The organism is Sphingobium chungangianum (genome assembly GCF_977014255.1).
Genome location: NZ_CDRNIV010000005.1, coordinates 20,574 through 39,506, shown reverse-complemented (window position 1 = coordinate 39,506; position 18,933 = coordinate 20,574). Strand labels below are relative to the sequence as shown.

The window sequence follows — 18,933 nt, the reverse complement described above, 5'->3', positions numbered from 1 at the left end:
GCTGTTGTTCGCCGACGTCATCTATACTCGACCCGAACAGCCGTCGCGCGGAAGCTGCGCTCGCGTGACGGCCAATTGGCGCATGGCATCAAAGTCCTGAGCCCATAGACCCCGCCGTTGGCGCGCTGCTTCCTGCATCAGCTTGACATAGGCTCCCCCTGAATAGCGGCGATAATCCACCGCATAACCCTGCGCCACCATGGTCGCCGCGACGCTCGCCTTGTTCGCCCTGAAACGGCAGGAGAGATTCAGTCTTCCGAAACTGGTCGCCCGACCGCCGCAACTTCCCCCCTGCACCACGGTGAAATCATAGAGGCTGCGGGCACATTCCAAACCACTATCTCGCGCAACCAGGGCTTTGAGGGCGAGCGTTGATACGGCTTTGAGCGCGGGTCGATCTTCATCCGGGGCATCGACCCCGACTATCCTCACCCGGGATCCGCTCACATCGAGCGTATCGCCGTCAACCACTCTGGGCTTTGGGTCGATGAGCCGCAATGACGCGATCTGTTCAACCCGGTCCTTCTGCGCTGCCAGCGCATAGACCGAGACGGCTCCGAACATGATGGCGATCATCACACGCTGATGCTGCGGAAATGTGGCCAGCAATTTCATCGCTCCCTAATCTCCCGAAGAAGATCGTTCCAGTCGCCGTCATGGGGCGGCAGCTTGACGAGCAACTCACGGCCATTGGCCGTCAAATGTGGCGTGGCGCGTGCAACGGCCCGTTCCGCCTCTGCCCCGTGCTGGCTGTAGATGATGATTTGGTGGACGCTCTCGGCTATGGACAGAGTCTGGTAACGCTCGATGCCGAGCACTGGCCAAACGAACGTGCCTGGCTCCAGCATGTTCATCACGCTCGCGGCATCTTCGACCCCTTCCGCTAACCGCAGCACACCATCGCTAGGGATGCCACCCCACCGCACGGCGCCGCCACCAGGATGCCCGAGCAAGCGTTTAGGCTTCGAGATCGCGGCTTTACCGCTTCCATCTGCCGTCAAAAATGTCCGATGGATCGCCACAACACCGGCATCCTCCTCGACAGGAACCAGCAGCGCCGGCGCGAAGCGCTTTTCCTTGCCGGCTCCATATTGGCATTGCGGATCGTAGCGCGCCGTAATTCCATCAGGTAAAATGGACCGCCCGCGCAGATAGTGCTCGGCAAGACTGCCGGCAAAAGGATCGGCATATCGCCACAGGGACATGGCGAGCTTGTTGAAGTCGCCCTTCCCTTGGCTGCTCCGGCGCCCTGGATCGTGATGGCGGCCAGCGAAGGCGGGGATCGTGCGCAAAGCGTCGATAATCGCGTCGGACGTGCAGCCTGCAAAGCAATGGAACAGCACCGCTCTTGTCCCCACGCGGACCGAAAGACTGGGATCGCCATCAGCATGCGCGGGACAGCGGCACATGGCATAATCGCCCTGCCACTTGCCTCCAAGCTGCCGAACAACGCGGTCGGCATCGCGCGTGAGAGCGTCAGATTTGAGTCCGCTCACTGGACCTCCTTCCAGTTGCCCCCTACCCTACACCAACGACGAAGATACAAAAGCAGCGAAATAAGTATAAATCACTTCAGGGAAGAAATGGAACTTGAACTCATCCTCGAACGAGAACTGACCTCCCTGCGCCCCGTGGCAGGTGTGCTTACCGACGTTCAGCTGCATCAAAGGGACAGCGACGGCAAGTGGTACATCAACGTTCGGGCGAGCTGGCGCGGCGCAGCCGCTTACCATGTCGGTCACTATGATAAAAAGAAATTGCGTTTATATTCAAAGGTTTCATCTGCCATTAGGCATATCATTCTTTCCTATGACCATCATGCCCTAATCTCGGTCAACCCATCGCCGCTGTGGAACGATCCGTCGCGTTTTTGAGAGCGAATCTCAATAAACCCATGACTTTGGTCCAAACTGGTCCGGAAACTGGGCTAGGCAGCCAAGTGATTGCGATCTAAGCTCATTTTCACTTTATAGGTGAAATCATGCGAAATCGCTTGTTCGATTCCGTAGCTGCGCTGATGATGGTTGCAGCTATCGGCCACGTCACGCCTGCAAAAGCTGCCGATAGCAGTTGGGCCTGCCAGGTACTTCTATGCGCCAGCAATCCCAGCGGCTTGATGCAATATTCTGAATGCGTGCCGCCAATCCGCAAGCTGGTACGCTCGCTTGCTTTCGGCGGCGGGTTCCCGACCTGTAGTGCCGCAGGGGTGAAGGCCGCCAGATACATCAAGCCAGATAATGGTCGGCCGGGCAGGGTCATCATGACCATGACCAATGGCAGCCGCACAACCTACGCCATTCCCAGCGAGGCTGAAGTCGCGCAGGCTGAGGCCGCAGCGCCCTTGGGGCATGCGCAGTGATGCAATTTACGACCGCTGCCATTTTGGGGATTGCTGCACAATGCGCCCCCGGCGTTGCTCCCTCCACGATCGCCGCGGTGGTTCACACCGAGAGCAAGGGTTATCAGTTCGCGCTCAATGTGAATGGCGTGGCGCGCCAGCCTGTGCGCCCAACCAGCGCGGAAGCGGCCGCCAAAGTCGCTCGCGCTTATATTGCCCGCGGCTATTCGGTCGATCTTGGTCTTGGCCAAATCAATTCGCGGAACATGGCAGCGCTCGGCCTTTCCTGGGCAAGCGTTTTCGATCCATGCACCAACATCAATGCGGCCGGCAAAGTCTTGGCAGGTAACTACCACCGCGTGAGCAGCGGAAGATTGCCGCAAGAGGCCCTGCGCGTAGCGCTCTCGATGTACAATACTGGGTCGCAGACCCGTGGATTTCGCAATGGCTATGTCGGCCGCGTGCTGAACAACGCTGGCATATCCAGCGGTGTGGCCGCTGTGAGCTATAGTCCTGAACCGCCATTGTCCGCCAGGCCTGAAGCGGCTGTGCTGCCGCGGAAGATGCTGGCCGATCTCGCCGCCGAGAATATCGGCAAGACTGAGGAGGCGGCAGCAACCCATGCGCCGCCCCCCACATGGGATATCTTTGCGCGCGCCGCTTATGAAAGCCGGCCCGCTTTTTAGAAACAGGAGGAGTTAATGCACCTTGTGGCAACCTTGCGCTCATCATCGCAGTCCCTGCGCGCGAGCGTCCAGCATCGTCTCGCAGCGATGTCGCCTGAACACCAGAAGATAGCGGCGATCGCGGCGGGTTTGGCGGTCGCGGGCGTTGTGGCATTGGTCACCCCTGATCCCGCCTTTGCCCAATCCGCCAATCTGGAGGGCTTCGCTAACAATGTCCTAGGGCTGCTCAGCAGCGGTCTGCTGCGGGCGCTTGCCATTATCGCAGTGATCATTGCTGGCGCGGGTTGGCTTATGGGACGGGTGAACACGGGCGGCTTGGTTACCGTGATCATCGGCATCGCCATCATCTTTTCGGCGCCCTGGATCGTCGACCAGATTGCAGGTTCTGCCTGACACTGAGCCCGCCCGGCCAGTCGCCGGCTGGTCATGACATGCAAGATGGAGGATTCGTTGGTAGAGGAACGGGAAGAGATCGCACGCGACACGCTGTTCCTCGGCCTCACTCGGCCCGCCCTCTGGGCAGGCATCCCGATCGAGGCAGCCGTGCCCATCCTCCTTATGTCAGCGATCGTCCTGATCGGGACCAACAATCCCGTTTATGCGCTGGTGATGGCGACCGTCAGCTATGGGCTCGCCCGATTGGTCGTCCGGCAGGACGTCAATGCCTTTCGGCTGATGTTCCTGTTTTTCCGAACCAAGGCTGCCAATCGCAATCGCGTCTTCTGGGGCGGGTCGAGCTACACGCCCCTGCCGCTGAAGGGCATCGCTCGAAAGGGCTTTGGTCGTCATGAATAAGCCGGTCCGCCTTTCTGCACAGGTACCGATGAAGGTGGCCCTCAAAGAGGTGCTGCCCACAAAATTTTTGCCTTATGCCCGGCATGTCAATGACGAGATGGTCATGCTCGATTCCGGCGCCATGATGCTGAGCTTCGAGCTTCAAGGCCGCGCCTTCGAAACCGCTGACGTCCGCGACCTGAATGACTGGCATGGCAAGCTCAATGGCATGCTGCGCAACCTGGCGGATGACCGGCTTTCGATCTGGACCCATTTGGTGCGCGCGCGGGTGGAGCAATATCCCGGCGGCAATTTTCGCTCGAAATTCGCGCAGGATCTCGATGCTGCCTATTTCGCGCGGATCAATCGCGAGCGGATGTTCATCAACCGCTTCTTCGTGACCCTGCTGGTCCGGCCCGCAGCGCACGGCGCGGACAAGCTGATCCAGCTTTTCCGGTCGAAGGCGGCAGCAAATGCGGATGCCGATGCGATGGATCAGGATCTTGTCGAGTTCCTGGAGGACAAGGCCCATGATTTTGAGAAGCTGATGGCCCGATGTGAGCCGCGCAGGCTTGCAATTTATGGGCATCGTGGCCTCAAATTCTCCGAACCGCTGGAGGTTGCCGAGATGGTAATGACTGGCCGCCATCGCCGCGTGCCTATCATTCGCGGCCATCTGGGGAGTGCGCTCTATCGCCAGCGTGTCATCTTCGGCGGCGAGACCGTTGAAGTGCGTGATGCCGATCGCAGTTCCTTCGGCGGCATTTTCGGTATCCGAGAATATCCCGCCTACACGACGCCCCGCCAGTTCGAGGCACTACTCGCGGTTGATTTCGGCTTTGTCCTCACCCAGTCCTTCACCTTCCTGGGGCGCGCGACTGCGGCCGAGCGGTTCCGCCTGCGCCAGCGGCAGATGGAGAATGCCGACGATCGAGCGATCAGCCAGATGCACGATCTGGTCGATGCGGCAGACGATCTCATGTCCAATCGCTTCGTGCTGGGCGACCATCATTTCACGCTGGCCGTTTATGGCGATAGCCTCAAGGCGCTGCGCGACCATATGTCGATCGCCCGCGCCGCTCTTGCTGACACCGGCATGGTCGCCGCCCGCGAAGGCGCGGCGCTGGAAGCGGCCTATTGGAGCCAGCTCGTCGGCAATTTCGCCTGGCGCGCGCGGCCAGCGCCAATCACCTCACTCAATTTCGCTGCCTTCGCCCCCTTCCACACCTATCCGGCGGGGCGCGCGGAGAATAACCACTGGGGCGACGCGATTGCGCTGCTCAAGACCAGCGCGCGCAGCCCCTATTTCTTCAGCTTCCACAAGCGCGATGTCGGTCACACGATGGTGATTGGGCCGACCGGCGGCGGCAAGACCGTGCTGGTCAATTTCCTCATGGCACAGGCCGAGAAAACGGGCGCACGCCAGATCTTCATCGACAAGGATCGGGGTGCGCAGATTTTCGTGGCGGCGAGCGGCGGCACCTATCTGACGCTCGCCAACGGCATGCCGACCGGCTTTTCCCCCTTGAAGGCGCTTGCCGACACGTCAGAGGATCGCGCCTGGCTGTCGCTATGGATCCGGCAACTGGTGCGCGTTGATGGGCGCCCAATCTCTGTCGCCGAGGAACGGCGGATCGACGAGGGCATCGCCGCCGTCATGAAGCTTCCGCCCGCCGCGCGTTCGCTCGATGCGCTGCGAACAATGCTAGGCATGGCCGACGATAGCGGCGTCGGAGCCCGGCTGGAGAAATGGACCTCACGCGGTTCCCTGGGCTGGGTCTTCGACAATGACGAGGATGAAATGCGGCTCGACGCCCGATTCATCGGCTTCGACATGACCGATTTCCTCGAAAACGGCGACATTCGCACGCCACTGATGCTCTATCTCTTCCATCGCATCGACAAGATGCTGACCGGCGATCGCACGATCATCGTGATCGATGAATTCTGGAAGGCGCTGGGCGACGGTGCCTTCCGCAGCTTCGCACAGGACGGGCTTAAAACATACCGTAAGCGCAACGCACTCATGGTGTTTGCCACCCAGTCGCCAGCCGACGCGCTCAAAAGCGACATCAGCCATTCCATATTGGAACAGGTGGCCACCAAAATCATGCTGCCCAACCCCAACGGACAGCGCCGTGACTATATTGATGGCTTCTCCATGACGGAGGCGGAGTTTGCCCTGATCCGTGAGGAACTGTCGCCTGAATCGCGCAAATTCCTGGTGAAGCAGGGCCATGACTCGGTTGTCGTCGAGCTGGACCTTTCTGGCCTGGATAATGAGCTGGCGGTGCTGTCTGGCCGGGCGGAGACCACCGCTCTCGCATGCGAGGTCATTGCCGAACATGGTCCTCAGCCATCTGCATGGCTTCCGATCTTCCACCAGCGCCGGCGCGCAAGCTGAAGGAGAGTTTTATGGCGTCTTACAGGTTGAGGCATCTATTGGCTGGGGCATCGCTCCTCGCCTTTGCAGGCACTGCGCAGGCGCAGGGCATTCCAGTCACGGACACGCGCAGCCTCTTCCAGCAACTGGAGCAGGTTCGGCAAGGCGTCTCGATGTTGAAGCAGGGCGCAGCCCAGCTTCGCCAAGCGCAAGACCTGTATCGCGACATCAACAAGGCAACCGACATCGGGAGCGTTGCAGGTAGCCTTAGGACCGACGCAATGCGCGAACTCAACGTGTCGTCATCGAGCCTCGACGGATATGCCAGCGGCGACCTCAATGTGATCGGGCGGCTGCGCGGTCGGTCCGACAGCGTGTTTCAGGGATTGATGGACCAGCTATCGCCGGACGCGTCATCTGACATACGGGCAAACTATGAAACGGGTGCGCGGCGAGCGGCCGTAACCGCAGGCCTGGCAGGGTCGGTCGGGGACTCAGTTACGAGCCGGCGCGAGGGGCTGGAAGAACTCCGTTCCCGGCTCGGCAGCGCCACTTCCGCCGCAGAGCGCGCGGACATGAGCGCAAGGCTTCAGCTGGAACAGGCGCAAATGACCAACGACATGATGGCCCTTCAAGCTGTGGACCTGCAACGTCGTGCCAAGGCTGAAGCTGACTACCAAAGCTATACAGCACAACGGCAAAAGCAACTTGCGAACCTCAAATCCCAGGCAGGCATAGACTGATGCGATACACCAATGCTTTGACAGTTTTATCGGTGACGACGTTGCTGGCTTGTACGCCGTCTGAAAAGCAGCAGACTGGAGACGATCTCAGGTCAGACCTGCCACTTCGCTCAATTAAATACCTTGCCGAAAATCCCAAGGAAGCTGGGGAGGTGGAAGCAATGTGCGAAAAATGGAAATCTTCCCAACGGCCAGTTTCGAGCTGGCCTCCCGTTGTCGCAGAAAACTGTAACAATGCCAACGCAGCGCGATACCGCAATCTTCAGACAAAGCAGCGGGAAAACATGAAGAAGCAGATCGGCATTTAACGCAAACGGATTTTGAGAGATGAATTTCCCAATCTTTGAAAACATGATGGACGCAGTAAACGGAGCCCTGACTGGGATCATCGGACTGTATTCGTCTGTGATTGGGATAATTTCCGGTCCTCTCAGGGTTGGCATTACCATCTACATCATTCTGCTGGGTGGCGCGATCCTTCGCGGAGCTGTGCAATATCCAGCCCGTGAGTTCGTCTACCGTGCGCTGAAATTGGCGGCTCTCAGCTGGGCTGTAAGTTCTCTTTACGGAGCCTCGATCGGTCTGTTCACTATGAACGGCCTTCCAGGACAATTTGCCAATGCTCTCGGCGGCGCTGACGTAAATGGGTTGGGGGGATATTTCGACACACTTCTGCAAGGAGCATTCCGAGCGATTACAAAAATAGAAGAAATCGTTCAGGCCCACACTGACGCAGCAGGTGTCAATCTGGTCGGGTTACCCAACAACTTCGTTGAGATCATCTTAGCCGCTTTCGCAAATTTGACGATCCTCCTCGTTGCTCTCCTGTCATGTGCGCTCGGCTTCACGATCTGCGCGTTCGCTCTTTTTGCCCTTGCCCTCCTCGCAGTTGTGGGGCCGCTCTTTGTTGCTGCACTGCTATTCGATTCCACGCGCGGTTGGTTCTTCTCGTGGCTCGGCTCCGCGATCAGCTACGTCATGCTGGTGGTTTTCGCCCTGCTGGTGACCCTCTTCATCTCGCAGACGACCGATACGTTCATAAATTCGATATCCGACGGAGACGAAGTTCTGATTGCAGCAATGAAGGCCCTGTCCTTCTACGTGCTCGGCTTTTTCTTCTTCCTGCAAATCCCAGGCCTGGCGTCCGGCTTGGGCGGCGGCGGACCGGCATTGGCAGCGCAGTTTGCCAACGCGGTCACCGCTAACTTCGTCCCCGCCGCTGGTCGCACCATGGCGAGCATTCCCATGCAGGGTATGCGCATGACCGGCGACAGTGCCCGCCGGCTTGGCGGCAGCGGCAATGGTGGCCGGGGCGGAACGCTCACCCGGACGCGATAGGAGAACCACGCCATGCACATCAGAAAAACTATCGCCCTTGCCGCGCTATTCTCCCTCTCTTGCCCGACGGTCGCTTTCGCGGCGAAGGAAGCCAAGGTTCCGCGCTGCAACGGACAGGCAAAGCGCCCTGCCAATCCCTATGGAACTGTCCTCCCTACCCTCCCATCGCGCGCAGCGGGAGGCGCTGCATCCACGGCCAAGCCGACACAACTGTTCCCGTCATCGTTATCGCCGAGCGCCAGCGGATCGACGACCGACGACAGCAATGTCCCGCCGATCAGCGCCGCGTCCCCCACCCCTGTTCACGATGGGCGGCCACAGCCCGTCTATGCGAGTTGCTGACCATGGCCATCGGAGTCAAAGATAGCGCCGAGGATCTCAAATCCTATTTCGCTGAAGCGCAAAGCTGGGACCGTGAGCGGTTCGTTGCCGCAAACCGGTCCAGGCGCTTGGCATGGATCGTCGCCGGTGCCGCAAGCGTGATCGCGCTGGTGGGGATCGGTTCGGTCGCAATGCTATCACCCCTCAAAACGGTCGTGCCTTATGTGGTCACGGTCGATCGCTCGACGGGGGCGACCGAGGTGACACAGCAGCTTCGCGGCGACAAGTCGATCACCTATGATGAAGCGGTCCGCAAATATTTCCTCGCAAACTATGTGCGAGCACGCGAAGGCTGGATACCGCAGGCTCGGCAGGAATATTTCAATCAGGTTCTGGCGCTATCCGCGCCTGAAGAACAGCATCGCTGGATCGCCTTCTACAAGAAAGACAATCCGGATTCACCGCAAAACCAGCTGACGGCCGGCGACACCGTCTTCGTGTCGGTGAGGGCGGTATCCTTCATTTCGCCCAGCGTCGCGCAGGTCCGTTTCACCAAGCGCCTCGAAGGTGATGCACAGGCGACCGAAACGCCTGCGATAGCAACCATCACCTTCGATGTGATGTCCAAGCCGGAATCCGAGGCTGGCCGTTATGCCAATCCGCTGGGTTTCCAGGTCAAATCCTATCGCGCAGATGTGGAGGTGAGCGGAAAATGAAACCCAGCATCCTGCTCGCCGCAGCCATTCTGGTCACGCCCTGCACGGCCAGCGCGGAAAGCACGCCGCGCCCAGTTCTCGCCGACCATCGCGTGCGCGAGGTCAATTATAGCGATCAGAACGTGATCGCCATTCGCAGTGCCTTCCGCATCGCGACCCAGATCGAGTTTGCGCAAGGCGAAACCATCAAGTTCGTCGCTATGGGCGATACTGTGTCCTGGGAGGTTGCTCCGGCCGAAAACTCGCTCTTCATCAAGCCGCGTGAGAGGGCTGGTGGCACCAACCTCATCGTCGTCACTGATTATGCCGGACAGAAGCGCAACTATACTTTTGCGCTCTCGGCGGTCGCGAACGCACGGGGCGCGCAAACCTTTTTCAAGGTCCGCATGCGCTATCCAGAACAGGAAGCCGCAGCCCGCCGCGAAGCCGTGGCACGCCAAAAATTGGCGCAGGTACTGGCCCAGCAAAATGGTGCGATCAAGACCGCTCTTGATCTTGGTGTGCTAGAGGGCAAGCGGAACCTTGCCTACACCGTGCAAGGATCATCTGAGATTCAACCGTCGGAAGTGACGGACAATGGTCAGTTCACCGTGCTGCGCTTTCCCAACCAGCGCGAGATCCCCGCGATCTTCACAATCAACCCCGACGGCAGCGAAGCGACCGCCTCCTTCGATGTGCGCGACGAGTTCGTCGTCATCCATGGGGTGTTCCGTCAGTTGCGGCTGCGCCGGGGTAAGGTGGTGCTCTGCATCTATAACGACAATCCCAGCTTCTACGGCCGCGATCCCAAGACGGACACCGCGTCTGAAGTGATCCAGCGCAGGACGGAGGACGAGAAGTGAACGACAAGCGGTTCGACGTCGATGCGACGCCCGACATCAATGAGATCGATCGAGAGGCCCCTGCGGTCGACCGCCCCAATCGTATCCCGTCCCTCAAAAGCGTGCAGTGGGACACGAAGAAGATGATCGTCGTAGGTGCCTTGGGGGGATCGCTCCTTTTCGCTGCCCTCACCGTCGCAGCGGGCATCGGCGGCAATGACAAGATGCCGCAGATCAAGGCCAAACCGCCTGCTCCCGACGTGGCTTATGATCCAGAAACGGTGATCGCCCCTACCCTTCAGAACGCTCCCAATGATCCCAACGCGCCCGTACACCTCACCGGCGAGCAGGTGCCTGCCATCGCCGGCGCCGGAATGGGCGGCAGCAACCCGCAAGGCTCAACGATGACCGCGGCCCAGCGCCGCGCAGCAGAAGCCCAGGAACTGCGGGACTCTGCCCGCCGTTCAACGCTAATCGCCTATAATGGCACTTCGGGTCAGCAGCTTGGCCGCAGTTTCGGCATGCCTCCCGATGAGATGCCCCAGCAAGGCGAATTACAAAGCGCAGCCAACAGCGCGACGCCGCTCGATGCCCTAAAGCGCACCTCGGCAGTGGGGCGAACCAGCGCCCGCATGATCGGCGATCGCAATTATCTTGTCACCGCCGGCAGCATCATCCCCTGCACGCTGCAGACCGCCATGGATAGCAGTGTTCCAGGCTATGCCACCTGCATCGTTCCCCGCGACATTTACTCGGATAATGGCCGCGTCGTGCTGATGGAGAAAGGCACGCGCGTGTTGGGCGAATATCAGGGCGGCCTCAATCGCGGGCAATATCGTCTGTTTGCCATGTGGAGCCGTGCCGTCACGCCGCGCGGCGTCTCCATCGACATCGCCTCGCCTGCCTCCGACAGTCTTGGCCGGGCCGGCGTCGGCGGCAAGGTCGATCGCTTCTTCTGGGACCGGTTCGGCTCGGCCTTGCTGTTCAGCATCTTGGATGATGCGTCCACGGTTGCATCGACCGCAGTAGGTCGTTCGGGTAGCAATGTGACCCAGCTACCCTCGGATTCCGCCTCGACGATCCTTCAGGACACGCAGCAGATCAAGCCGGTGCTGCGGGTTCCTCAGGGTACGGACCTGTCCATCACCGTGGCGCAGGATTTCGACTTCTCGCAAGTCTATGGACTAGCGCTGCGATGAGCATCGCCCCCTTCCGAAACACCGCCATCCTTGATGATGCGATCGCGCCCTTACGCAAATATCTCGACGATGACGAGGTGACAGAGGTCGTCATCAACCAGCCGCTGGAGGTGGCGGTTGAGCGCCGGGGTGGATGGACTTGGGGCTTTGAGGAGGAACTCACCCTTCCCCGCCTCAACATATTGGCGACAGCCGCTGCCGCCTTCACCTCGCAGGATGTGACTCGCGAGACCCCGATCTGCTCGACTGTCTTTCCGACCGGTGAGCGTGTTCAGATCGTCGCTCCGCCGGTCGCCCCGGACGGAACGGTGTCGATCACCATCCGCAAACCCTCCACCAAGACGCTGAGCTTGGCCGACTTCGAGGCCGACGGCCTTTTCACCGACACCAAAGTCGCGGCGAAAGGCAGGAGCGAAACGGAGGATCGCCTGCTCGCGCTGCTGCAAGACGAACAGCACAGCGCATTTTTCGAACTGGCCGTGCGCAGTCGGCTCAACATCCTCATTTCCGGGGCAACCGGTTCGGGCAAAACCACCTTTGCCAAAGGGCTGATCCAGCTCATTCCCGAAGAGGAGCGGCTGCTGACAATCGAGGACACCCGCGAGTTGGTCGTGCCTCACCGCAATGTGGTCCATATGACCTATAGCAAGGATGGCCAGGGCACGGCCAAGGTCACCGCCAAGGAGCTGCTGGAAAGCGCCTTGCGAATGCGGCCCGATCGCATTCTTCTGCAGGAACTGCGGGACGGGACCGCTTTCTTCTACCTGCGCAATGTGAACAGCGGCCATCCTGGATCCATCACGACCATCCACGCCGCCTCTGCCGAACTGGCGTTCGATCAGCTGACCCTGTTGGTGAAAGAGAGCGAAGGCGGCGCCGATCTCGCGCGCGACGATATTCGCTCGCTGCTGAAGATCCTGGTCGATGTGGTGGTTCAGATGAAGAAGGTACAAGGCACGTTTCGTGTGACGGAGATCTATTATGACCCCGCCGGGCGGCACGCAGCCTAATCGCGGCTTGGCGCTGGCGATCGGCACGCCGATCGCTCTGCTCCTGCTGCTGCTCACTGGGTCCATCGTCGCCTGGTTCATATTGGGCCTGCCGGCAACAGCCTATGATCCGCTGCAGATGCCACGCTTCTTCTGGTATTATCGCGGCGATCCCGTCGTTCGGCAAGCTTTGCTCGGCGGGCTGGCGGCCGGGTCACTGCTGGCCGGCCTGCTCCTCACCTGGTTCGTCACCCGCAAGCCGCCGCTGCATGGCGCAGCACGTTTTGCCAGGGAAAGCGAAATCCGCCGTCATGGCTTCCGCGGCGATGAGGGTATTGTGCTGGGCAAGAAGGCCGGCCGCTATCTGATCTTTAAGGGCAATGAGCATTGCATCGTGGAGGCACCGACCCGGTCGGGCAAAGGCGTCGGCATCGTCATCCCCAATCTGTTGAGCTGGCCCGGCTCGGTCGTCGTCCTCGACGTGAAGCGTGAGAATTTCGAGGCGACGGCCGGTTTCCGCACGAAACATGGGCAGACGGTCTACCTCTTCAACCCGACCGACCCGGAAGGTCGGACCGCACGCTATAATCCGCTATCCTATATCGACAGGGTCGATCCCGACCAGGTGATCATCGAGCTGCAGAAGATTGCCACAATGCTGTTTGTTCCGCCCGAGCGCGGCGAGCCCTTCTGGACCGATTCCGCGCGCACGGCCTTTGTCGGGGTCGGTGCCTATCTGGCGCAGTCCGACAAGCCCTTTACCATCGGGGCCATTTATCGCCTGATGACGACCGGGGATACGCGCGGTTATTTCCGTAGCGCGCTTGAGGATCCCGCGCTGCGGCTATCGACCGGATGCCGCAATGCGCTTGCCGATTTCACCTCAGGCGCCGAAAACACCTTCGCCGGCATCGTCCAGACCGTAACGTCCAAGCTCAGTCTTTGGCTCAACCCTCGCGTCGATGCCGCCACTGAAACAAGCGAATTTGACCTTCGCGCACTGCGGATGGACCCCATGTCGATCTATCTTGGTGTCTCCCCTGACGAGCTGGACAGGGTGGCGCCGCTTTACAACCTGCTGTTCCAGCAGCTGATCGATCTTAACGTGCGCGACCTTCCCGACGCGCAAACCCCAATCCAGGTGCTGGTGCTGCTCGACGAATTTGCCCGCCTTGGCCGGGCGCAAGTGATCGCGAACGCCTTTTCCTATGTTGCCGGCTATGGAATCCGCTTGTTGCCGGTGATTCAGTCGCGCTCGCAGCTTCGTGCTGTGTACGGCGAGCATGTGGCCGACGAGATTGTGGCGAACTGCGGCGTGGAGGTCGCTTTCACGCCCAAGGAGCTCAGGGTCGCCAATGAGCTGTCAGAGCGCATCGGCTATGTTGGTCAGGAATCCGTTACCCGATCGCTGACCATCCATGGCATTCTTGCCAATCGGTCCAAATCCATGTCGGACCATCGTCGTGCGCTCCTGCTGCCCCAGGAGCTGATGCAATTCCCTGCCGACGAACTGCTTTTGCTCCGCGGAGGTATGCCGCCCATTCGCGGGGACAAGATCCGCTACTTTTCTGACGCGCGCTTCACGCGGCGTCTCGTGCCGGCACCCTTGGTCGAGCCGCTCGTCAGGCCTGTTCAGGATGACGAGGAGCTGCCGCCCTGCGTTCTGCCCGACACCGGTCAGCTGGCCAACCCCGACCCTCACACCTTCGCAATGGACTGCGTCATCATATCGGATTTCCCCGACATGCTGATCGACGTCGAAACAGACCAACGCGGCCACGGTACCGTGGGCATAATTGAACAGGAGCGATGAAATGGCTGATGACCCAACGACCGCCCAGAACCAAAAGCCCGTTTCCGTCAAACGCCGGGAAATGGAGATGCCGCAGGAACTGGAGAGTCGGTTTCTGCGGGTGGGCGACAAGCTCTACCGGAGCGCGCATGACCGAAATCCGATCGCAACCGTGACGCCGGATCGGATAAAGGCCCGCGATTCCTCGGCCCTCCCCGATCTGGTCCGTCTTGCCAAGGCCAATGGATGGACCTCCATCAAGATCAATGGCGACGCGGATTTCAAGCGGGCGGCCTATCTGGCCGCCGCGGCGCAGGGGCTGGAGATCGAGGGCTACAAGCCGGACGCCAAAACGCGGGCGGCCGCCGCGCGGGATATTGCGCGGCAGGCTGGAACGGTGGTCATCAGCCCTCAGGCGGCTGATGCGCGGAAGCCGCCGTCGCAGCGAACCGGAAGCCAGGTGCGGGATAGCAAAGAAAAGCCGGATCAGCGGCTCGACCTGGCCGAACGGTTTCGTCGGCAATCGCACGCGGAAAACGCCAAGGATCCCGCGCTTCGACGCGCGCAAAGCCATGTTGCCCATGCCCTGGTCATCGCGGCAGGCAGATTTCCGCAAGATGAGGGCCGGCAACGCGGGTTCGTTGACCGGCGCAAGGAAGAGGTTGCGGCACGGATCGAACGCGGGGAGCGGATTGCTGGGGTGCAGGTGCTGCAGCAACAGAATGAGCGCCTTCGCTCGATGGAGCAGAACCATATCCTTCAGCGCAATCGTTCGCCGAGCCGTTGATTGAGCGAACAAAGGTGAACCACCAGTCTCACATGAGGATGGGGCGTAGGGGGCAGGTGGTGCAACAGCTTGTTGCACAATTGCTTCCGAGGCCCCGTCATCAAGTTTGTAGAACGGGTAAAACCTACCGATCCGCGTTCCGGTATGTCCGACAGAGCATCGAGGGTGGCCTGATCCGCAACATCCTTACAAAACGTATCCAGGACAATTTGTACGCACGCCAAGGCAGGATACTCAAAAATTTCGCCCGTGCCCTCCCCGCTCCGCAATGGGATCTCGCGCAAGCCCTCAGGGGCGCGATATGTTCGATTTTTTCCTGCCCTCGGGCCTCGAAAATCGTTATTCCCAGCCCTAGCCTAAGCGCAGGCAGTTCGCTATCTTAGCGGGGTCTGCTGTAAGAGGTTTGGATTGATAGGGTCATGACAACGACGACGGTTAAAGTCCGGCGCCAAGCGCGCGCACGCAGGGTGAAGTTTGGTGACGTTGTCATCACTGCGCCCGCACCGCAGCGCGATCTGATCAAGGCTAACATCGCTCAAAGCACTGCAGCACTGGCCCGTGCCGCGCGGCGTCTTTCTAAACCAGGTGTTGTCATTCGCGCCAAAAAGGGCGTGCCGCTATTTTCGCTTGATAGTGAGAATCCCGATGTCGTTATCAGGACTCTCGATGGCAAGACTGAACGTGGTCAATTGGTAGACGGCATATTCCACGCGATCGCTTAACTTCCCCTGTTGAGGCGCTCCAGGAAATTCGGGAAGCGCAGGAAGCCACTCAGAAGCCCCTTGCGATCGTGCTTGCTGGCCATAATGGGTCCGGCAAGTCGACGCTTTGGCGGCGCAGCCTTGCAGACGTGCTACGAATTCCGCTCGTTAATGCCGACCGGATGATGCTTTCCATCCTGCCGGAAGCCAACTCCGACGGCATACTGCCTGAATGGGCAATCTCGCTCCGCGATTCGGAGAAAGCTGGATGCGTGTCGCCCAGCAAGGCGTCCAAGCCTTTGTCGGTCATGCAATGAATGCGAATGTACCGTTCGCTATGGAAACGGTCTTTTCACATTGGCATGTCGCCGCAGATGGAACCGTCGATTCCAAAATATCACTTATCAAGGATATGCAAGCAGCCGGCTATTTCGTCCTTCTCATCTTTGTCGGCCTGACCAGCGAAAATCTCTCAATTCTTCGCGTTCAAACTCGCGTCGCCGAGCATGGTCACGCCGTCGATGAAGCCAAGCTGAGAAGCCGTTTTCCCCGCACGCAAAAGGCAATCGCTGAAGCGCTGAAACATGCCGATGCCTCACTTCTCACCGACAACAGCCGAACCGCAGATTTGGCGTTCACGGTCTGCCGCGTAGAGATAGCTGGTGAGGTCACTTTTGATTGTCGCCGCGGTGAGGGGCACGCGCCCCCAAAAGCGATTACGGGTTGGCTGGATGTGATTAGCCCACGGTTATTAGATACATAGAAATAGATTGCGACGCATCGCAGTTCGTGGGTGAGATAGCAGTACCTTCTTGCGTCGCCGTTTATCCTCCGGTGGTCCTTCCAAGATAACCGCCGGGACATTTTTTTGTTCGCCTTAGATTTTGCCGACGTACATGGGCCGCCGATCGCAAACTTTTCGCTTTTTCCGACCCTTTGTCGCCGTTCAGGCGCCAATTTTCGATCCCCGGGTCCGGAAGGGCAGCTATCCGATCCACGCACCTCCAACCTGGGCCAATTGCAGACTGATTGGTTTCAGATGAAGGACGGGAAGAGCAGCCATTGTACTGTGTTTCGGGACATCGTTCAGGACGCAGTGGGTGTCGATTGCGTCCGCCCCCCTTCAGGGCAGTCTCGCCAGCGTCACCATGCGAACGAGTTGCGATAGGGTCTTCGCCTGCATCTTCATCATCACATTGGCCCGATAGACCTCGACCGTCCTGGCGCTGATCTCGAGCTCGAAGGCGATCGCCTTGTTGGCGTGCCCCGCAACCAGGCCGTCCATCACCTCCAGCTCGCGGGGGCTGAGGCTGGCGATGCGGTCGAGAATCGACCGCTTCTCCGCCTGCGCCTGATCGTCCCCGGCCTGCCGGGCAAGCGCCTTGCGGATCGACGACAGCATGACTTCATCATCGAAAGGCTTTTCTATGAAGTCAGCCACTCCTGCGTGCATCGCCTGTATGGCGAGCGGTACATCGGCATGGCCGGTGATGACGATGACCGGCACATTTGCGCCCCGCCGCCTTAGCTCCTCCACCAGTTCGATGCCGTTGCGGCCGGGCATCCGGACGTCCGTGACGATGCAGGCGCCCGACAGCGGCGGTGACGAGGCGAGGAAGGCGTCGGCGGACGAAAAGGAGCGCACCCGTATCCCCGCGCAGTCGAGCAGGAACTCCAGCGAATGACGCGCCCCGTCATCATCGTCGATGACGTAAACGATCGCTTCACTCACCGTCATACAGATCCTCCTCACTCACGCGCGGCAGGGTGACGCAAAACAGCGCGCCGCCGCCCTCCCGCGGTTCCGCCCAGATCCGCCCGCCATGTGCCTCGACAATGGTGCGCGAAATGGAAAGGCCGACGCCCATGCCGGTTCGCTTGGTCGTTATGAAAGGCTGAAACAGGCGGTCGGCTACCTCGGGATCGATCCCGGGGCCTGTGTCCGCCACCGTAACCTGCGCCATATTGTCGCCTGCGGGCTCAATCCCGATCAGCAATTCGCGACGGGGCAGGGTAATATCGGTCATCGCATCGACCGCATTGCGGATGAGGTTCAGCACCACCTGCTGAATCTGGACCTTGTCCGCCAGGACCAGATCGACCTCGGGACTGAACGCATACTGCACCCGGATGCCATGTTCCTTGGCTCCCACCAGGGCGAGGGCGCTGGCTTCCTCAACCATCTTGGGCAGGCTTTCGACCGACCGCTCTGTCTCCCCGCGCGCGACAAAGTCCCGCAGGCGGCGGATGATGTCGCCCGCCCGCAGCGCTTCCGCCCCTGCCCGTTCCAGCGCTTCGCCCACGCGATCCAGCGGCACCTCTTCGCGCGTCAGCAGCATGCGGCTGCCTTTAAGGTAATTAGCGATCGCAGAAAGGGGCTGGTTCAATTCATGCGCCAATGCAGACGCCATTTCGCCAAGCGCGGTCAGCCGGGACACATGAACCAGCTCGTTCTGCAATTCCTGAAGCCGGGCCTCAGCCTGCTGCCGCTCGGTAAGATCGCGGATGAAGCCGGTGAAATGCCGGTGGCCGCCCACCCGCATCTCTCCGACAGCCAGTTCGAGGGGAAAGGTCGACCCGTCCCTGCGCTGCCCCACCACCACCCGGCCTTTGCCGATGATCCGCTTCTCGTCCGTCTTGTAATAGCGGGCCAGATAGTCGTCGTGGGCAGACCGATAGGGGTCAGGCATCAGAATGCTGACGTTGCGTCCGCGTACCTCCTCCATGCTCCACCCGAACATCCGTTCCGCTGCCGGGCTGAAATCCCGTATCAACCCGCCTTCGTCGATCACGATGATGGCGTCCGGCACGGTGTCGAGCAACGAACGCAGATGCGCCTCCCGCCGCGCCAGCGCCGCCGTCCCACGTTCGGCCTCTGCCCGCGCCCGCTGGAACCATTCGCCGCCAAGCGCCACGGCAAGGCCGATGATCACGAACGCCGCCGCCGCGATGAGGCTTCCGGCTTCTAGAGGAGCAATCGCCCGGTCGCACAGCAGCCCCGCTGCGGCACCGGCGATACAGGCGACGATCCCGCCGCGCAGACCTGACAAGGCGCTCGCCACCACCACGGCCGGAACGAAGAAGATATAGGTGGCACGCTGGCCAAGCTCCGCGGCGAAGGCAATGCGCACCCCCGCGCCGATCGCCACAGCGATGGCGGCAAGCGTCAGCGTCACCAGGAATGGCGGGGCGGGCAGGCTCATGTGCCGGAAAGGAAATGCCGCTTTGTTCACATCCTCCTCATCGGTCGGTGCCTTCGCTTCCACCTCCGGTAAAGCCCTTAGGGGACTTGCGGTAGGGACAACATCCGAATTTCTCCTCGTCGTTCAGCGGCATAGATGAGCG

Annotated in this window: 22 protein-coding genes; 18 read left to right on the top strand and 4 right to left on the bottom strand. The window is 60.3% G+C overall.

What is annotated here, in order from left to right; genetic code table 11:
* Nucleotides 1–21: 21 nt before the first annotated feature.
* Both ACWNC0_RS06135 and ACWNC0_RS06130 read right to left on the bottom strand, forming a co-directional pair.
* Nucleotides 22–615, bottom strand: coding sequence for a thermonuclease family protein (locus ACWNC0_RS06135; RefSeq protein WP_449470343.1), 594 nt, complete (start codon nt 613–615; stop codon nt 22–24).
* Nucleotides 612–1,496, bottom strand: coding sequence for a DUF7146 domain-containing protein (locus tag ACWNC0_RS06130; protein WP_449470342.1), 885 nt, complete (start codon nt 1,494–1,496; stop codon nt 612–614). Before ACWNC0_RS06130 ends, ACWNC0_RS06135 begins: the two co-directional genes overlap by 4 nt.
* 87 nt (nt 1,497–1,583) lie before the next feature.
* On the opposite strand from ACWNC0_RS06130, the gene ACWNC0_RS06125 reads away from it, so the two are divergent.
* The 18 genes from ACWNC0_RS06125 to ACWNC0_RS06040 all read left to right on the top strand — a co-directional run bounded on the left by ACWNC0_RS06125 (nt 1,584) and on the right by ACWNC0_RS06040 (nt 16,351).
* On the top strand, nt 1,584–1,874 hold the full coding sequence (locus ACWNC0_RS06125) for a hypothetical protein (RefSeq protein WP_449470341.1): 291 nt from the start codon (nt 1,584–1,586) through the stop codon (nt 1,872–1,874).
* Between the two features lie 107 nt (nt 1,875–1,981).
* Nucleotides 1,982–2,359, top strand: coding sequence for a hypothetical protein (locus ACWNC0_RS06120; RefSeq protein WP_449470340.1), 378 nt, complete (start codon nt 1,982–1,984; stop codon nt 2,357–2,359).
* The gene (locus ACWNC0_RS06115) at nt 2,359–3,024 is read left to right on the top strand and encodes a lytic transglycosylase domain-containing protein (RefSeq protein WP_449470339.1); all 666 of its coding nucleotides are present in this window, start codon (nt 2,359–2,361) and stop codon (nt 3,022–3,024) included. Before ACWNC0_RS06120 ends, ACWNC0_RS06115 begins: the two co-directional genes overlap by 1 nt.
* A 15-nt stretch (nt 3,025–3,039) precedes the next feature.
* Nucleotides 3,040–3,417: a TrbC/VirB2 family protein gene (locus ACWNC0_RS06110; protein ID WP_449470337.1), complete on the top strand. Its 378-nt coding sequence runs from the start codon at nt 3,040–3,042 to the stop codon at nt 3,415–3,417.
* A gap of 45 nt (nt 3,418–3,462) precedes the next feature.
* The gene (locus ACWNC0_RS06105) at nt 3,463–3,819 is read left to right on the top strand and encodes a type IV secretion system protein VirB3 (RefSeq protein ID WP_449470335.1); all 357 of its coding nucleotides are present in this window, start codon (nt 3,463–3,465) and stop codon (nt 3,817–3,819) included.
* A complete protein-coding gene (locus ACWNC0_RS06100; protein ID WP_449470333.1) occupies nt 3,812–6,202 on the top strand; it encodes a VirB4 family type IV secretion/conjugal transfer ATPase in 2,391 nt (796 codons plus the stop codon). The genes ACWNC0_RS06105 and ACWNC0_RS06100 overlap by 8 nt, the downstream gene beginning before the upstream one ends.
* A gap of 11 nt (nt 6,203–6,213) precedes the next feature.
* Nucleotides 6,214–6,924: a type IV secretion system protein gene (locus ACWNC0_RS06095; protein ID WP_449470332.1), complete on the top strand. Its 711-nt coding sequence runs from the start codon at nt 6,214–6,216 to the stop codon at nt 6,922–6,924.
* Nucleotides 6,924–7,232, top strand: a complete 309-nt coding sequence (locus ACWNC0_RS06090; protein ID WP_449470330.1) for a hypothetical protein — start codon at nt 6,924–6,926, stop codon at nt 7,230–7,232. The genes ACWNC0_RS06095 and ACWNC0_RS06090 overlap by 1 nt, the downstream gene beginning before the upstream one ends.
* A gap of 19 nt (nt 7,233–7,251) precedes the next feature.
* Nucleotides 7,252–8,262 carry a type IV secretion system protein gene (locus ACWNC0_RS06085; RefSeq protein WP_426387785.1) on the top strand — a complete coding sequence of 337 codons (1,011 nt, stop codon included), beginning with the start codon at nt 7,252–7,254 and terminating at the stop codon, nt 8,260–8,262.
* A 12-nt stretch (nt 8,263–8,274) separates the two neighbouring features.
* Nucleotides 8,275–8,604: a hypothetical protein gene (locus ACWNC0_RS06080; RefSeq protein ID WP_449470328.1), complete on the top strand. Its 330-nt coding sequence runs from the start codon at nt 8,275–8,277 to the stop codon at nt 8,602–8,604.
* A 2-nt stretch (nt 8,605–8,606) separates the two neighbouring features.
* The gene (locus ACWNC0_RS06075) at nt 8,607–9,299 is read left to right on the top strand and encodes a virB8 family protein (protein ID WP_449470327.1); all 693 of its coding nucleotides are present in this window, start codon (nt 8,607–8,609) and stop codon (nt 9,297–9,299) included.
* Nucleotides 9,296–10,141: a P-type conjugative transfer protein VirB9 gene (gene virB9 / locus ACWNC0_RS06070; RefSeq protein WP_449470326.1), complete on the top strand. Its 846-nt coding sequence runs from the start codon at nt 9,296–9,298 to the stop codon at nt 10,139–10,141. The genes ACWNC0_RS06075 and virB9 overlap by 4 nt, the downstream gene beginning before the upstream one ends.
* Nucleotides 10,138–11,319, top strand: coding sequence for a type IV secretion system protein VirB10 (gene virB10 / locus ACWNC0_RS06065; protein ID WP_449470325.1), 1,182 nt, complete (start codon nt 10,138–10,140; stop codon nt 11,317–11,319). The genes virB9 and virB10 overlap by 4 nt, the downstream gene beginning before the upstream one ends.
* On the top strand, nt 11,316–12,329 hold the full coding sequence (gene virB11, locus ACWNC0_RS06060) for a P-type DNA transfer ATPase VirB11 (protein ID WP_449470324.1): 1,014 nt from the start codon (nt 11,316–11,318) through the stop codon (nt 12,327–12,329). The genes virB10 and virB11 overlap by 4 nt, the downstream gene beginning before the upstream one ends.
* Complete coding sequence (locus ACWNC0_RS06055) at nt 12,301–14,121, top strand: type IV secretory system conjugative DNA transfer family protein (RefSeq protein WP_449470322.1); 1,821 nt, start codon at nt 12,301–12,303, stop codon at nt 14,119–14,121. Before virB11 ends, ACWNC0_RS06055 begins: the two co-directional genes overlap by 29 nt.
* 1 nt (nt 14,122) lies before the next feature.
* On the top strand, nt 14,123–14,887 hold the full coding sequence (locus ACWNC0_RS06050; RefSeq protein WP_449470321.1) for an LPD7 domain-containing protein: 765 nt from the start codon (nt 14,123–14,125) through the stop codon (nt 14,885–14,887).
* 419 nt (nt 14,888–15,306) lie between these two features.
* Nucleotides 15,307–15,609, top strand: coding sequence for a hypothetical protein (locus ACWNC0_RS06045; protein WP_449470319.1), 303 nt, complete (start codon nt 15,307–15,309; stop codon nt 15,607–15,609).
* A 247-nt stretch (nt 15,610–15,856) separates the two neighbouring features.
* The gene (locus ACWNC0_RS06040; RefSeq protein ID WP_449470318.1) at nt 15,857–16,351 is read left to right on the top strand and encodes a hypothetical protein; all 495 of its coding nucleotides are present in this window, start codon (nt 15,857–15,859) and stop codon (nt 16,349–16,351) included.
* 360 nt (nt 16,352–16,711) lie between these two features.
* Here the strand turns inward: ACWNC0_RS06040 and fixJ are convergent, their stop codons facing one another.
* Nucleotides 16,712–17,326 carry a response regulator FixJ gene (gene fixJ / locus ACWNC0_RS06035; RefSeq protein WP_449470316.1) on the bottom strand — a complete coding sequence of 205 codons (615 nt, stop codon included), beginning with the start codon at nt 17,324–17,326 and terminating at the stop codon, nt 16,712–16,714.
* Nucleotides 17,313–18,854, bottom strand: coding sequence for a PAS domain S-box protein (locus ACWNC0_RS06030; protein ID WP_449470315.1), 1,542 nt, complete (start codon nt 18,852–18,854; stop codon nt 17,313–17,315). Before ACWNC0_RS06030 ends, fixJ begins: the two co-directional genes overlap by 14 nt.
* Between the last annotated feature and the right edge of the window lie 79 nt (nt 18,855–18,933).

What these genes read in the sequence shown, in the direction of transcription:
- ACWNC0_RS06135 (WP_449470343.1), bottom strand. Translation starts at nt 615, where the DNA reads ATGAAATTGCTGGCCACATTTCCGCAGCATCAGCGTGTGATGATCGCC.
- ACWNC0_RS06125 (WP_449470341.1), top strand. Translation starts at nt 1,584, where the DNA reads ATGGAACTTGAACTCATCCTCGAACGAGAACTGACCTCCCTGCGCCCC.
- ACWNC0_RS06120 (WP_449470340.1), top strand. Translation starts at nt 1,982, where the DNA reads ATGCGAAATCGCTTGTTCGATTCCGTAGCTGCGCTGATGATGGTTGCA.
- ACWNC0_RS06115 (WP_449470339.1), top strand. Translation starts at nt 2,359, where the DNA reads ATGCAATTTACGACCGCTGCCATTTTGGGGATTGCTGCACAATGCGCC.
- ACWNC0_RS06110 (WP_449470337.1), top strand. Translation starts at nt 3,040, where the DNA reads ATGCACCTTGTGGCAACCTTGCGCTCATCATCGCAGTCCCTGCGCGCG.
- ACWNC0_RS06105 (WP_449470335.1), top strand. Translation starts at nt 3,463, where the DNA reads ATGGAGGATTCGTTGGTAGAGGAACGGGAAGAGATCGCACGCGACACG.
- ACWNC0_RS06100 (WP_449470333.1), top strand. Translation starts at nt 3,812, where the DNA reads ATGAATAAGCCGGTCCGCCTTTCTGCACAGGTACCGATGAAGGTGGCC.
- ACWNC0_RS06095 (WP_449470332.1), top strand. Translation starts at nt 6,214, where the DNA reads ATGGCGTCTTACAGGTTGAGGCATCTATTGGCTGGGGCATCGCTCCTC.
- ACWNC0_RS06090 (WP_449470330.1), top strand. Translation starts at nt 6,924, where the DNA reads ATGCGATACACCAATGCTTTGACAGTTTTATCGGTGACGACGTTGCTG.
- ACWNC0_RS06085 (WP_426387785.1), top strand. Translation starts at nt 7,252, where the DNA reads ATGAATTTCCCAATCTTTGAAAACATGATGGACGCAGTAAACGGAGCC.
- ACWNC0_RS06080 (WP_449470328.1), top strand. Translation starts at nt 8,275, where the DNA reads ATGCACATCAGAAAAACTATCGCCCTTGCCGCGCTATTCTCCCTCTCT.
- ACWNC0_RS06075 (WP_449470327.1), top strand. Translation starts at nt 8,607, where the DNA reads ATGGCCATCGGAGTCAAAGATAGCGCCGAGGATCTCAAATCCTATTTC.
- virB9 (WP_449470326.1), top strand. Translation starts at nt 9,296, where the DNA reads ATGAAACCCAGCATCCTGCTCGCCGCAGCCATTCTGGTCACGCCCTGC.
- virB11 (WP_449470324.1), top strand. Translation starts at nt 11,316, where the DNA reads ATGAGCATCGCCCCCTTCCGAAACACCGCCATCCTTGATGATGCGATC.
- ACWNC0_RS06055 (WP_449470322.1), top strand. Translation starts at nt 12,301, where the DNA reads ATGACCCCGCCGGGCGGCACGCAGCCTAATCGCGGCTTGGCGCTGGCG.
- ACWNC0_RS06050 (WP_449470321.1), top strand. Translation starts at nt 14,123, where the DNA reads ATGGCTGATGACCCAACGACCGCCCAGAACCAAAAGCCCGTTTCCGTC.
- ACWNC0_RS06045 (WP_449470319.1), top strand. Translation starts at nt 15,307, where the DNA reads ATGACAACGACGACGGTTAAAGTCCGGCGCCAAGCGCGCGCACGCAGG.
- ACWNC0_RS06040 (WP_449470318.1), top strand. Translation starts at nt 15,857, where the DNA reads ATGCGTGTCGCCCAGCAAGGCGTCCAAGCCTTTGTCGGTCATGCAATG.
- fixJ (WP_449470316.1), bottom strand. Translation starts at nt 17,326, where the DNA reads ATGACGGTGAGTGAAGCGATCGTTTACGTCATCGACGATGATGACGGG.